Annotated in this window: 14 protein-coding genes; 10 read left to right on the top strand and 4 right to left on the bottom strand. The window is 62.7% G+C overall.

Annotation, left to right across the window (positions count from 1 at the left end; genetic code table 11):
* Positions 1–110 precede the first annotated feature (110 nt).
* Positions 111–515 carry an Hsp20/alpha crystallin family protein gene (locus HWX91_RS12500; protein ID WP_028194054.1) on the top strand — a complete coding sequence of 135 codons (405 nt, stop codon included), beginning with the start codon at positions 111–113 and terminating at the stop codon, positions 513–515.
* Positions 516–548: 33 nt separating this feature from the next.
* Positions 549–2,960, top strand: a complete 2,412-nt coding sequence (gene lon, locus HWX91_RS12495) for an endopeptidase La (RefSeq protein WP_028194053.1) — start codon at positions 549–551, stop codon at positions 2,958–2,960.
* 39 nt (positions 2,961–2,999) lie between these two features.
* Here lon and HWX91_RS12490 read toward each other — a convergent pair whose 3' ends face one another.
* Both HWX91_RS12490 and HWX91_RS12485 read right to left on the bottom strand, forming a co-directional pair.
* Positions 3,000–3,554: a hypothetical protein gene (locus tag HWX91_RS12490; protein WP_028194052.1), complete on the bottom strand. Its 555-nt coding sequence runs from the start codon at positions 3,552–3,554 to the stop codon at positions 3,000–3,002.
* 70 nt (positions 3,555–3,624) lie between these two features.
* Positions 3,625–4,596: a Dyp-type peroxidase gene (locus tag HWX91_RS12485; protein WP_208459033.1), complete on the bottom strand. Its 972-nt coding sequence runs from the start codon at positions 4,594–4,596 to the stop codon at positions 3,625–3,627.
* Positions 4,597–4,642: 46 nt separating this feature from the next.
* Between HWX91_RS12485 and HWX91_RS12480 the strand changes: the two genes are divergently transcribed.
* The 8 genes from HWX91_RS12480 (at position 4,643) to HWX91_RS12445 (ending at position 11,638) form a co-directional block, all read left to right on the top strand.
* Positions 4,643–4,861, top strand: a complete 219-nt coding sequence (locus HWX91_RS12480) for a hypothetical protein (protein ID WP_127837968.1) — start codon at positions 4,643–4,645, stop codon at positions 4,859–4,861.
* 143 nt (positions 4,862–5,004) lie between these two features.
* On the top strand, positions 5,005–5,346 hold the full coding sequence (locus tag HWX91_RS12475; protein WP_028194049.1) for a hypothetical protein: 342 nt from the start codon (positions 5,005–5,007) through the stop codon (positions 5,344–5,346).
* A gap of 213 nt (positions 5,347–5,559) precedes the next feature.
* The gene (locus tag HWX91_RS12470; protein WP_028194048.1) at positions 5,560–7,731 is read left to right on the top strand and encodes an ATP-binding protein; all 2,172 of its coding nucleotides are present in this window, start codon (positions 5,560–5,562) and stop codon (positions 7,729–7,731) included.
* A complete protein-coding gene (locus HWX91_RS12465) occupies positions 7,728–9,359 on the top strand; it encodes a response regulator (RefSeq protein ID WP_028194047.1) in 1,632 nt (543 codons plus the stop codon). Before HWX91_RS12470 ends, HWX91_RS12465 begins: the two co-directional genes overlap by 4 nt.
* Positions 9,356–9,988, top strand: a complete 633-nt coding sequence (locus HWX91_RS12460) for a response regulator (RefSeq protein ID WP_028194046.1) — start codon at positions 9,356–9,358, stop codon at positions 9,986–9,988. The genes HWX91_RS12465 and HWX91_RS12460 overlap by 4 nt, the downstream gene beginning before the upstream one ends.
* 134 nt (positions 9,989–10,122) lie before the next feature.
* A complete protein-coding gene (locus tag HWX91_RS12455; RefSeq protein WP_042273609.1) occupies positions 10,123–10,368 on the top strand; it encodes a hypothetical protein in 246 nt (81 codons plus the stop codon).
* A gap of 30 nt (positions 10,369–10,398) precedes the next feature.
* Complete coding sequence (locus HWX91_RS12450) at positions 10,399–10,608, top strand: hypothetical protein (RefSeq protein WP_028194045.1); 210 nt, start codon at positions 10,399–10,401, stop codon at positions 10,606–10,608.
* A gap of 157 nt (positions 10,609–10,765) precedes the next feature.
* Positions 10,766–11,638: a hypothetical protein gene (locus HWX91_RS12445; protein ID WP_028194044.1), complete on the top strand. Its 873-nt coding sequence runs from the start codon at positions 10,766–10,768 to the stop codon at positions 11,636–11,638.
* Between the two features lie 49 nt (positions 11,639–11,687).
* On the opposite strand, the gene HWX91_RS12440 is transcribed toward HWX91_RS12445, so the two are convergent.
* Positions 11,688–12,527: a transposase gene (locus HWX91_RS12440; protein WP_052660599.1), complete on the bottom strand. Its 840-nt coding sequence runs from the start codon at positions 12,525–12,527 to the stop codon at positions 11,688–11,690.
* An 86-nt stretch (positions 12,528–12,613) separates the two neighbouring features.
* Positions 12,614–12,991: a hypothetical protein gene (locus HWX91_RS12435; RefSeq protein ID WP_244144057.1), complete on the bottom strand. Its 378-nt coding sequence runs from the start codon at positions 12,989–12,991 to the stop codon at positions 12,614–12,616.
* Between the last annotated feature and the right edge of the window lie 49 nt (positions 12,992–13,040).

Genomic DNA, 13,040 nt, shown 5'->3' with positions numbered 1-13,040 from the left:
GCGCCTCGCGTTCGCTGCATTCGTCTGTGCTGACTTGACACGCGTGCGGGCTTGGCCTTTGATAAATGGACAGCCAGCGTTGGGCTGACAGAACAGGCAGGGAGCCAGCCGTGACCTTCACCCGCCATACCATGATGTGGGAAACCGCCGTCGACGCACTCGAGCGCGCCGAGCGCATGCATCGCCAGTTCTTTCGTTTAGCGGGGCAGCGTGCGCGGGCGCCGGTATGGGAGCCGCCCATCGAGGTGTACGAGCAGGACGGCCGGCTGGCGATCGTGGTCGCACTGCCGGGCGTGTCGCCCGATAGCTTGAGCCTGGACCTCGAAGGCGCGATGCTGATCATCGCGGCTGAGCGAACCATGCCTCGGGCCTTCGCGGGGGGCGTGATCCACTGCCTGGAAATTCCGTATGGCCGCTTCGAGCGACACATCCGGCTTCCGGCCGGGCACTATCGCCTGGCACGGCGCGATTTCGAACATGGTTGCCTGTTGCTGGACTTCGAGAGGCTGGATTGAGCCCGGCAGGCTCGGGCGGTTTGAGGAGCGAAGATGAGCACGGACAGTGACAGTGTGGCCCCTGAGACCAATCCGGCGAGCCCGGAAGCGGAGCCTATGCCCGCACTCCCCAAGGACAGCCTGATCCTGCTACCGGTGCGCAATGCCGTGTTGTTTCCGGGTATGGTGTTGCCGCTCATGGCGGGGCGTGGGCAGACCAAGGAAGACGTGCAAGCTGCGATGAAACGCCAGCAGCCCCTGGGCATCGTGCTGCAACGCGATCCGCAGGTGCAGGACCCGTCCTTCGACGGTCTCAACACGATCGGCACCGTCGCCAACGTGCTGCGCTACATCACCAGTCCGGAGGACGGTGCACATCACCTGATATGCCAGGGGGTAGAGCGCTTCCGGCTGGTCGCGCCGGTGGCGGGTCTCGGGTTCAGGGCCGCCAAGGTGGAAATGCTGCCCGATACCACGCTTCGCGACTCCGCTATCGACGCGCGCACGCTGGTGCTGAGGCAGCGCGCGGGGGAAATGATCGGGCTGCTGCCCAATGCCGGAGGCGAGCTTGTGCGGGCCCTGGATGCGATCGAGTCGCCTGGCCTGCTCGCCGACACCGTTGCCGGCCTGCTCGAAATCCCGCCGGGCCGTAAGCAGGAGATCCTCGAAACGCTCGACCTCTGCAAACGGCTGGACAAGGTGCTCGACGCCGTCGCCGGCCGGATCGAAGTTCTGCGCCTGTCGCAGGAAATCGGCGAGCAGACACGCGGCCGGATCGATCAGCGCCAACGCGAGATGATGCTGCGCGAGCAGTTGAGGACCATCCAGCAGGAACTCGGCGAGAACGTCGAAAGCCGCGAAGAAGCCCGCAAGCTGGCCGAGGCGATTGACGCCGCGCATATGCCGCCGGATGTCGAAGCGCATGCCCGCAAGGAACTCGGCCGGCTGGAACGGATGCCGGAGGCATCGTCGGAATATTCGATCAGCGTGAGCTACCTCGAATGGCTGACCGAACTGCCCTGGGCGCTTGCGCCGGAGGCGCCGATCGACATTGCCCGTGCAAGGCAGATTCTCGACGACGCGCATTTCGGCTTGGAAAAGGTCAAGCGCCGCATCCTCGAGTATCTCGGCGTCAGAAAGCTCAATCCCCAAGGCAAGGCGCCCATTCTTTGCTTTCTCGGCCCGCCTGGCGTGGGCAAGACATCACTGGGACAGAGCATTGCGCAGGCACTCGCGCGGCCGTTCGTACGGGTGAGTCTCGGCGGCGTGCATGACGAATCGGAAATCCGTGGCCACCGGCGCACGTATATCGGCGCCATGCCCGGCAATATCGTCCAGGCGATCCGCAAAGCGGGGGCGCGCAATTGCGTCATGCTGCTGGACGAACTCGACAAGCTCGGCCATGGCGTGCATGGCGACCCGGGCGCGGCGATGCTCGAGGTTCTGGACCCCGAGCAGAACGCCACCTTCCGGGACAATTACCTGGGGGTGCCGTTCGACCTCTCCGCCGTCGTGTTCGTTGCCACGGCCAATCAGCTCGAAGGTATTCCCGGGCCATTGAGGGACCGCCTCGAAATTCTCGATTTACCCGGCTATACCGAGGCCGAGAAGTTTCAGATCGCCCGGCGCTTTCTGGTTCCACGCGAGTTGGAGGCGTGCGGGCTGACCCCCGCACAATGCGAACTGAGCGACGAGGCGCTGCGCGCCATCATCCGCGACTACACACGCGAAGCAGGCGTGCGCAGCCTGGAGCGGCAGATCGGCTCGGTATTCCGCTCTGTTGCGTTGCGCGTTGCCGAGGACCCGGCCACGCGTGAACGGATCGAACCCGATCGTTTGGCGTCGATATTGGGGCATCACCGCTTTGAGCGCGAGATGGCGATGCGCACCAGTTTGCCCGGCGTGGTGACCGGCCTGGCATGGACACCTGTTGGCGGCGAACTGCTTTTCATCGAAGCCAGCAGCACGCCCGGCGGGGGCCGGCTGGTGCTGACCGGCCAGTTGGGCGACGTGATGAAGGAAAGTGCCCAAGCCGCGCTGACCCTGGTCAAGTCGCAATGCGAGGCGTTGCATATCGACTGTACGGCCTTCGACAAGCGCGACATTCATGTCCACGTGCCGGCCGGCGCGGTCCCGAAAGACGGCCCCAGTGCCGGGGTGGCCATATTCAGTGCAATTGCATCGCTGCTGATGGGCCGAGCCGTGCGCAGCGATTGCGCGGTGACGGGCGAGATCAGTCTGCGTGGTGTCGTTCTGCCGGTGGGCGGTATCAAGGAAAAGGTGCTGGCCGCGTTGCGCGCCGGTATCGGTACAGTACTGCTGCCGGCGCGTAATGCCCCGGACCTCGAGGACATCCCCGTCGATGCACGAAACCAGTTGCGCTTTGTGCTGCTGGAAACCGTGAGCGACGCACTGAGCGAGTTAATCGGGAGCAAGCCTTCGGGTATCGCTGGCATCGCGGACTGACGAGCCGCCGCGGCGACGTTTTCGCTCACACCGGCAGGGCTACCTGATCGGCTCGGCACGATCGCCCGCGAGCAGCAGTTGCGGACGTTGCGAGAATGACCATCGGCCCTCTGCGCGCTCGAGTATCCAGACCATGTCGAAGCGCTCATCCGGCCATGCAGCAGGAACCGCGGGCGCGCCGGGCACGTGTCCGATCAGCGATGGCAGTACTTTGTGCTCCCACGCGATCAGCACGATGCCGCGTTGCGTCAGCACATCCGTCATGAGCGCAGCCCCATCGTCCTTCAGGTATGTCGCGATGTAGTTCACCTGCGATGTTTGCCGCAGCAGCGCAACGAGCGGCGTCACGGTCTGCATCGAGCGCTTGCTCTTACTGGCGGGACCGCTTCCCGCGGCGAATATTGTGGCCGGCGTGAGACGCTCGGCACGCGTCTCGTCGATCGGACAGAAGAATCGTGCCAACGCGCCGGCACGCTGCCAGCCGCGAACCGCCAGACTTTCCTCGTCGGCCTTGCCGTCCGCTTCGATCCCGAGACCCGCGCTGGCGTCGGGTTTCTCCGCATGCCGGATAAACATGATTCGATCAGGTGCCATGTTGCCTCCGTAAGCTTGTTGGCGCGCGTTCTCTCAGTAGAACAAATAGTCTCTGTACATGAACGCTCCGTCAATCGCCCAGGTCGCTCAGGAACTTGCGGGCCGGCGCGAAGAAGGTCACGCCGGCGACGGCCTTCGAGAAGTCCAGGATCCGGTCGTGCAGCGGCGGAGGATTGCCGATGAACATCCGTTCCAGCATCTTCTCGATCACCCAGAGATGACGTGAATAGCCGATAAAGTAGGTGCCGTACTCGCCGCGGCCGGGGATCGCGAACGGCATGTTGTCGCGCAGGATGTCGTGCTCGCCGTCGGCGTCTTCGATCGTGCAGAGCGTCTTGTGCGACTTCTGGCCTTCTGTTGCGTCCGGCAACTCGACGTTGTCGAACTTGGTGCGCCCGATGATCGCCTCCTGAGCCTCCACGGTCTGCGCGCGCCAGGCCGCGAGGTCGTGCAGATACTTCTGGATCACGACGTAGCTGCCGCCGGCGTAGGCCGGATCTTCGTCGCCCACGATCGTCGCGGCGGGCAGGCTGAGGCCGTCGGGGTTCGCAGTACCGTCGATGAACTCGAGCAGGTCGCGTCCGTCGAAGTAGCGAAAGCCGGCCACGTCGTCGACTGCGGTGACGGAGTCGCCGAAGGCCTCGAGCAGAATCTTCTCGAACTCGATGATCAGGTCCGTGGAGTCGGCACGGATGTGATACAGCAGATCGCCCGCTGTGGCCACCGCCGTGTGCGTGGCGCCTCGCACTTCCCGGAACGGCGCGAATTCGCTGGGCGCGGGTTTCCCGGTGAGCGGCCCCCACACGCGATGCGAAATCCCGACGTTGCAGGTGAACACGGCCTGATTGGCCCGGATCCTGACGTTCTTGACGAGGTCGTCGATGCTGGCGACCACGGAGCGGGCGGTGGCGATCGACGCGGCATCGTCCTTGACGACGAGGACGAGGAACGCGGCGGCCGCCGACAGGGGCGCATCGATGTACTGCGGCTCGGTATCGAGTGCGTGCTGGGCGGCGGAGATCTGCGAAGATATCGGGCTCACGGGCGACTCCTCTGGCTAGATGGGTGAGCGGTACATGGCGCATTGCTTGGCAAGCAACGCGTCTTTATATGCTTACACGAATCGCGGCACGCTGCCGCTGCATGGCAACGCCATCCATCTGCTTTGGATCAGCATGGACGCAGAAGCGGAATGCGGCTTGCCGGTGATACGGATTCCGGAAAATTGCGGATTGATCGGGGTGCGGGATATTCATCATACGGAAGGATCGTCAGGCGGATTTCGACAGGGTGCAGAGCATGTCTGACCTGAGAGCCTTGACGGCGGCATTCAGGATTTCCTGACGGTATATTCAGCAGACCGGAAGTGCATTTTTCCGGGCTTCCTGACTGCGTGCTGCCGCCGGCGTCCCTACGATGATTTATCGTCGTCTTGTTCAATGGGCTTTTCATGAGCGGTCATTCAGAAAGTCACGAACGCGTGTTTGAACGCCTGAACGCCGCGTGTCAGCACCTGTTCGAGTCGTGGTGCGAAAGCCGAAGTGTCGTTCCGCTCGGTTACCTGTTGCATAGCTGGCCGTTGCCGGATAAGGGGCACGCCTCCGTGAAACGGTTGGCGGACGGCTTGCGCGAACTCGGCAGGTCGAATCCCGACGCGCTTGGCGGACGCATCTGGCCGGTCCTCTGCGAACTGGTTTCCTGCATCGATGAGATCGTGTTGTATCCCCGGATCTATGTGCAGAAGGCGGTAGCCGATGCGCCGCCGGTGGTGCGGGTCCTGTACGGGATATAAACGCTCTTCTTCGGAGGAGTCAGCGCGCGTTTCATTTCGCGTGAGCGCCGCTAAAGCCCGGGGGAAAACCCCGAATGGGCTCACCATCGACTGGCCAGGCAGGCGCAAACCTTGAATTGCCACCTGCCGACGCGGCGCCCGACGTGTCGGTATTCCGCTGCGGCAACGAGTGCAGAATAGACGAAACTAGAACCGTAGCACTCGCGGGGATGTATGAAGCACAATCTGTTCGACACATGGTGGAGTTTGATCGGCCGCTTGCGGGGCAGCCTTGTGTTGCGGCTGCTCGTGACGGTGCTGCTGGTCAGTTGCGCCGTCACTGTGCTGTTGACAGGCTTGCAGTTGTACCGTGACTACCACCTTGGAGTCGAGCAGATCGAGAGCCGCCTCGCGGACATCGACCGCAGCAATCGCGACAGTCTCGCTGAAGCCCTCTGGCGCTTGGACCGTGCCCAACTGCAACTGGAACTGAACGGCATTCTGCGTCTCGCCGACATCCGCGCCGTGGAAATTCGCGAGGCGGGGGCGACGGGACAATCCGCCTACATCAGCGCCGGCCAGCGCTTGGCCGGCCCGGTCGTCGCCCGCACGTTTCCGCTGGTCTACAGCGTACAGGGCAAGGAGCGGCAGATCGGCGAGCTCTACGTCGAGGCGACGCTGCTCGATCTGTACGACGAGCTAATGCGAACCGCCGCGATGATTCTGGTCACGCAGGCCGCCAATACCTTCCTCGTCTCGCTGTTCATCGTCTACATCCTGTCCCGTCTCGTGATGCGGCACGTCGCTGCGATTGCGCGCACGGTGGAAAGCTACGATTTCCGTAAAACGCCCCAGCCGTTCATGCTCCAGCGGCGCAAGCCCCGCGAGCCGGACGAACTCGACCGCGTGGCGGCCGCGTTCAATACGATGAGCGCGCGTTTGTATTACGCGTATCGCGACGAGCGTGATGCCGCGGCTGAACGCGAGGCCCGCAATCTGGCCGAAGCAGCCAACCGGGCCAAAGGCGAATTCCTGGCGAACATGAGTCATGAACTACGCACACCGCTGAACGGCATTCTTGGCTATGCGCAGATCCTGGCGCGCGATCCGATGCTGAGCGAGCGGCAGCGCGAACGCGTCGAGGCGATCCGCAAAAGCGGCGAACATCTGCTGACCCTGATCGAAGACACGCTCGATTTCGCGAGAATTGAAGCGGGCAAGCTGCGAGTCGAAATCTGTGACGTGCGTCTGGCCGGGTTTGTCGATGTGATTCGGGAAATCATCGGCGTGAAGGCGGAGCAAAAGCGTCTTGGCTTCATCTGCGAGATTGCCGCGGATGCACCTGCGGGGGTGCGTGCCGATGAGCGGCGCTTGCGCCAGGTGGTGCTCAACCTGCTTGCAAACGCGGTGAAGTTCACCGATTCTGGTTACGTCGGCCTGTATATCTCGAGGTCGGCGTCGAACCGTGTCTGTTTCGAGGTGCGCGACACCGGGATCGGCATCGGTCCCGATCAGTTGAACACGATCTTCGAGCCCTTCGAGCAATTAGGCGCAGCCGAGCGGCGGGCCGGTGGGGCCGGCCTCGGTTTGGCGATCAGCCGGGAGTTCGTGAGTGCGATGGGCGGCAAGATCGAGGTCGAAAGCCGCGTCGCGCAGGGCAGCGTTTTCCGCTTCGAACTGCCGGCGGCGAACGTGCTGCTGGTATCACATACAGCCAAGGCCACGGCCGCGGCGTCGCGCCCGGATGCCGTGCAGGGTTATGAAGGGCCGCGCCGCAAGGTGCTAGTGGTCGACGACGTCGAGATCAATCGCGCGATCGTGGTGGACCTGCTGGGCCGTCTCGGCTTTGCCACGGTCGAAGCGGAAAACGGTCGTGAGGGTTTTGAGAAGGCGCAGCACGAACACCCCGCACTCATTCTCACGGACATCGTGATGCCCGAAATGAATGGACTCGAGCTGACCCGCAAGCTGCGCCAACTGGAGGCGTTCGCCCAGCTCCCGATCATTGCGATGTCCGCCAGTCCTTCCGGAACCAACCGGGCGATGAGCATGGACGCGGGCGCCAACGCCTTCCTGTCCAAACCGCTCGATCTCGAAGCGTTGCTGACCCAGATCGCCATATTGCTCGGACTAACCTGGATTCAAGCGACGCCGGCATCGTCCACGCGCGCCAATATGCCCGGGATCGGCCTCGCGGCCGTGCCCAGGCAGCAGATGGAAGAGCTCCATCATCTCGCCCGCCTTGGCGACATGCATGAAATCATTGTCTGGGCCGAGACAATGGCGGCGCGCGATCCGCGTTACCACGCGTTCACGGCGCCGTTGCGCGCGCTCGCCCGGGACTATCAATCGAAGGCTATTCTTCAGTTGGTCGAACGATACCTGAATGTCGAGCCCAAGCCATGAACGAAGCCAACGCAGAGGCCGGCGAACGGCCGACGATCCTTATCGCGGACGACACGCCCGCGAATTTCGGTGTGGTTGTCGATAGCCTGACAGAGCGCGGTTTTCGGGTACTCGTTGCACTGGATGGCGAAGAGGCGCTCGAACGCGCGCTGTTTTCACAACCCGACCTGATCCTGCTCGACGTGAAGATGCCGGGTATCGACGGCTTCGAGACCTGCCGGCGGCTCAAGGCGAATGAGCGCACACGCGATATCGCGGTGATCTTCATGACCTCGTTGACGGGCGGCGACGACATGGTCGAGGGCTTCTCGGCCGGCGGCGTCGATTATGTGGCGAAGCCCGTGCGCGTCAATGAAATGATGGCGCGAATCGAAACTCACCTCGCGCTGCGCGTGATGCACCGGCAACTGGTCGCGCAGAACCGCCAGTTGCTCAAAGAGGTGGCGGTGCGCCAGCAGGCCGAGACCGAATTGTCGCTCGCGCGCGATGTCCTCGAACAGCAGGTCGAGCAGCGCACGAGGCAACTGGCGGAATCGAACGCGAGGCTGTCCGCCCAGGTCGACGAACGCCGCCGGGCGGAAGCGAAATTACAGGCAAGCGAAGCGCGTTTTCGCACGATTGTCGAAACCAGCCCCATTCCGTTGTGCATCACGTCGATGCCCGAAGGCGTCATTCTGTACGCGAATGAACCGCTGCGCGAACTGTTCGGTCTCGACGCGCGCGCGGGCATGCTGACCAATATCGTCGACCTCTACGTGGATGCCGGCGATCGCGACCGGCTGGTCTCGCATCTGCGCAATGAAGGCAGCTTCAGCAACAGCGAAGTCCATTTGCGGCGAGCTGACGGGTCGTCGTTCTGGGCCATGGCGACCGCGCGCGTGGCGACCTTCGACGATGCGCCGGCGATCTACGTGGGCCTGAACGACATCACGGCGCGCAAGCGCATCGAGCAGGAGCTATTCGAATCGCGCAATCAGTTGCGCGAACTGTCCGCGTACATGGAGGCGATTCGCGAGGAGGAGCGCAAGCGTATCGCGATGGAAATTCACGATGAACTGGGCCAACTGCTGACCGCCTTGAGGATGGATGTTTCGCTGCTTAAAATGCGCCTCGGCCACGATTCCGATGCGATGCGCAAAGCCGACGACATGCGTGAACTTGTCGAAAAAACGATCTGGATGGTCCGCAACGTCGCGAACCATCTGCGGCCGGTGGCGCTGAACTTCGGGGTGGTGTCGGCGCTGGAGTGGCTGGTTGAAGATTTTGTGCGCCGTAACGGCATTCCGTGCCAGTTGCACATCAACGGCGGCGAGCCTGTGTTGCCGGAAGCCTGCGCTACGGCCGTGTTTCGCATTGTTCAGGCCTCGCTCACCAATGCCGGGCGCCATGCGAATGCGGCGCGAGTCGACGTGACGCTGACCAGCAACGCGGCCGCGCTCGACCTCCACGTGAGCGACGACGGCTGCGGTTTCGATCCGGTCGTGGCGAGCAGGGGCTATTCGTACGGTCTCCTTGGCATGCAGGAACGCGCCCGCCTGATCGGCGGCGTGATGACGATCGACAGCGCACCCGGCATGGGCACAGCCATTTCCATTCACATTCCGCTCACAGGCGGGGAAAACACATGATTAACGTTCTGATTGCCGACGACCACGCTGTCGTGCGGGGCGGCCTGAAACAGATTATCGCGACGACCGCCGACATCGTCGTCGCCGCCGAGGCCGCGCAAGGTTCGGAGGTGCTCGACTGGCTGCGTACGAAGCGCTTCGATCTGGTGTTGCTTGACATGACGATGCCCGGGATCAGCGGGGTCGATCTGATCCGGCGCGTGCGTGCCGAGCAACCTCCTTTGCCGATCCTCGTGCTGAGTATCCACAACGAGGCGCAGGTCGTTTCGCGCGCGCTGCGAGCAGGGGCAACCGGCTATGTGACGAAAGACAGCGATCCCGACGTGCTTCTCGCGGCGATCCGCAAGCTGGCGGGAGGCGGCCGCTTCATCGATCCGAAACTGGTCGATGCGATGGTCTTCGAAACCCATTCCGGCGACGCGCCGCCGCACGAGGTTCTGTCCGACCGCGAATTCCAGGTGTTACAAATGCTGGCGGCCGGCCAGGCCATCAACGAGATCGCCGAATCATGCTCGCTCAGTGCCAAGACCATCAGCACCCACAAGATGCGCTTGATGCAGAAGCTCGGCCTCAACAACAACGCCGAGCTGATCCGATATGCAATCAGGCACGGTCTGGTCACGGAGTAACGCGCGCGATTCAGGAAATCCTGAGCCTCGAAGCAGTGTTTCCTGAATGCACAATCCATTGCTCCTGACGGAAAAAAATATCCCGTTGGCCCACGATTGTCAGACGCGAACGAGTTGCGCGAGGGGCGGAAGCGATGGCAACGAGAGACTCATTGCGCGGCTTGCGCGAGAAATTGCAGGCAACCGCGGGCGCACTGCCGGCCCGTTTGCTCGCGCTGCATGCCTCGCGGGACGGGACGAGCTGCCGGGTCTGCATCGAAGTCAGCCGGCCCGGCGGTCCGATCGTGTTGTTCTTCTACCGGCACGGCGACGGCACCTGGCATGTATTCCCGCCCGTGGACAATCTTGGCAGGATGGGCTTTGAGCGGCTCGTGGCGTGATCTGACAGCGCCGGACAAGGGAGGTCGTGAATGAGCGCGGAGCACTCGGCGGAGTTGTCGAAGCACGAGACGGAATTGCGTGTGTGGATGAGCGAATGGTATGACCATGCGTTTTCGACCGGCTTCATCCGGCCGCCTTTCATACTCGACGACGCGACCGCCTCGAGGCTGGAGGGCTATTTCAACGTAGGACTGACGCCCGTGGAAGGGGTCAACGCAATGTTCGGCGCGGTTCACTGATCACGCCGGCGCACTGAAGCGCCTGCTGCGGCAGCGGGAAAGCACGGTTTGCCAGTATGCGTTACGCATGGCACGATGAAACACCGTTCAGGTGCGCACCTGAGCGGCGATGCGCCAATCCGGGCGCACCATCCCGTGTCGAGAAACCTTTCCATTCATGCATCGCAGGCGTTTTGTACTGGCCGCGCTGGGCGCCGCGGGCTTGGCGCTTGGCACGCCTGCCGCGTCGGCCGGGCCTTTCAGTATCGTCTATCCACGCATTCGTCCCGGTGGGGACGTGCATGCCGCGTTTGCGCTCGCTGTCCTCGATCTGGCGATGAAAACGGCGCAAGCCGCCTATACGGCGCAGCAGACCGACATTGTCATGGAGCGTGGCCGCGCGCTGGCCGAACTGGCAAACGGCAACAATACGATCAATCTGCACTGGACGAGCATGGAGGCGAGGTCCGAACGCGGCCTGAACGTGGTGCGGATTCCGATCCATCGCGGGTTGATCGGCTATCGGATATTCATCATAAGAAAGGACCGGCAACGCGATTTCGACAGAGTCGAGCGCTTTTCGGATCTGAAAGCGTTCACGTGCTGTCAGGGGCTAGGATGGATCGATACCGACATCCTGCGGACAACCGGTCTGGATGTTCAAACGTCGACTTACGAGTCGCTGTTCGAAATGACCCAGAGCGGGCGGGTTGACTATTTTCCAAGAGGCGTGGTTGAAGCGTTCGCCGAACTGGAGGCTCGCCGGCATCTCGAGCCTGATCTGGTCGTAGAGAACCGGCTGATGCTGAAGTACCGGTCCGATTTTATTTTTTACGTCGCGACGGGCCACGCGGCGCTCGCGCAGACGATCGAGCGGGGGCTCGTGCTGGCGTATCGCGACGGGACTTACATGAAACTGTTTAATTCGCATCCCTACATTCAAAATGCGCTGGGCCTCGCAAAACCCGCGTTGCGCAAGACCTTTCAACTGGATAATCCCTACCTCTCCGAAGCGGACCGCAGAATTCCAGACGAGTACTGGATGCTCTGAGAAATCGTGATCGCGCGGGCGTGCCTTTAATGGACCGCTGTGCACCCGCTTACCCTGAGCGGAGTTTTCGCTGCCAGAGATCGTTCTCGAGCTCGGCGTCCTCGCTATTGTTGCCGAGTGCCTCGTCGATCCAGCGCCGCGCCCATTCGAAGGCATATTGCTGGGCCGCCTCGCTGTTCCTGAAGCTTGGGCCAATCAGTCCGGAGCGCGCCATCCGCCGGGCATCCCGCACGATCTCGGCCCAGCCGCGGAAGCGGCCGTTGGCGACCGGATCGGCGACGAGATAAATAACATAGCCGCGCGGATCGAGTTCGCATCGGCCGTTCGACGCAAGACCCATCCAGGGCGAGACAGTCCGATGAAGGATCTGCGGGCGCTCGGCCGGCCCGCAGGACGAGACATGCTCAGGCCGGGTGTGCGAAGCATTCGGCAACTGCTGTGCGATCCGGGTGAACGTATCCATCGTGAGACGCGGCCGCCGTGTGGCCTCCGGTGTCTGCCACGCTGCCTGATCTTTCCAGAATACCTGCCGAAGGCCCTCGTCCCTGGGTTGACGCTCAATGGTCCTTGGCGCGGCATGGCGGAGTTCCGGCAGGCCGTCCGGCCCGCAGCGAAACTTGCGGCCGGCGTTTGAGAGAAGCCGGTGCATTTCCGCGAGGGCACCGGTCGACCGCCATTTTTCGAGGCTGCGCCGGCATGTCGGCACGGACGGGAAAGTGCCCGGCAAGCGTGACCACGATTCGCCGGTGGTGAGGATCCACAGCACGGCATTGGCCACGAGTCGCACTCGCACACGAGGCCGGCCGCGTTGCCCATGAGCGATGATCGCATCCGACAGGATGGGCGCTAACTGCCGCCATTCCTCGTCGCTGATTTCGTTGAAATGCACGCTTTCTCCCCTGCCTGTTGCCTGTTGCCGGTTGCCGGTTACCTGTTCACTGGCGCGAGGCCCTGCTTCTCCGGTCGCGCTACGTGCTACGCATTGCCCGTCGCCCACGTCGACTGGGACGAGAGCGACGATAGCGACGAGAGGGCAAGCAGATCCTCGACGCAATCCGACAGTTCGCAGAGTTCCTCAAACGAGGCGCCCCTGGCGTCGTACAGATGATGCCGTCGGAGATCGCGCAGCGCGGTGGCGAGACGCCGAAGGGATTCCGGGTCGCTATTCGTCAACGGCCAACCGCTTAGCAGATGCCTCAACGGCACCACGCTTCTGCTTTCGCACCACACGTCGAAGAAATTCAGGCACATCGTGTTGATATGCTCGACGGAATTCTCGCGCTCGGACAGGTAAGGGAACATGACAGCCCCAGGCAAATGACGGTAGACGATGCATGCATCGTATGCGGTCATTTATTCCGGGGCTGTCGGGACATCGAGAAAAAATGGACGGTCGATGCTG

This window comes from Paraburkholderia fungorum (genome assembly GCF_902833645.1).
GTDB classification, from domain to species: Bacteria; Pseudomonadota; Gammaproteobacteria; order Burkholderiales; family Burkholderiaceae; genus Paraburkholderia; species Paraburkholderia fungorum.
The sequence above is the reverse complement of the archived record's forward strand: the minus strand, read 5'-3'. Positions and strand labels throughout refer to the sequence as shown.

What these genes read in the sequence shown, in the direction of transcription:
- lon (WP_028194053.1), top strand. Translation starts at nt 549, where the DNA reads ATGAGCACGGACAGTGACAGTGTGGCCCCTGAGACCAATCCGGCGAGC.
- HWX91_RS12490 (WP_028194052.1), bottom strand. Translation starts at nt 3,554, where the DNA reads ATGGCACCTGATCGAATCATGTTTATCCGGCATGCGGAGAAACCCGAC.
- HWX91_RS12475 (WP_028194049.1), top strand. Translation starts at nt 5,005, where the DNA reads ATGAGCGGTCATTCAGAAAGTCACGAACGCGTGTTTGAACGCCTGAAC.
- HWX91_RS12470 (WP_028194048.1), top strand. Translation starts at nt 5,560, where the DNA reads ATGAAGCACAATCTGTTCGACACATGGTGGAGTTTGATCGGCCGCTTG.
- HWX91_RS12465 (WP_028194047.1), top strand. Translation starts at nt 7,728, where the DNA reads ATGAACGAAGCCAACGCAGAGGCCGGCGAACGGCCGACGATCCTTATC.
- HWX91_RS12460 (WP_028194046.1), top strand. Translation starts at nt 9,356, where the DNA reads ATGATTAACGTTCTGATTGCCGACGACCACGCTGTCGTGCGGGGCGGC.
- HWX91_RS12455 (WP_042273609.1), top strand. Translation starts at nt 10,123, where the DNA reads ATGGCAACGAGAGACTCATTGCGCGGCTTGCGCGAGAAATTGCAGGCA.
- HWX91_RS12450 (WP_028194045.1), top strand. Translation starts at nt 10,399, where the DNA reads ATGAGCGCGGAGCACTCGGCGGAGTTGTCGAAGCACGAGACGGAATTG.
- HWX91_RS12445 (WP_028194044.1), top strand. Translation starts at nt 10,766, where the DNA reads ATGCATCGCAGGCGTTTTGTACTGGCCGCGCTGGGCGCCGCGGGCTTG.
- HWX91_RS12435 (WP_244144057.1), bottom strand. Translation starts at nt 12,991, where the DNA reads ATGACCGCATACGATGCATGCATCGTCTACCGTCATTTGCCTGGGGCT.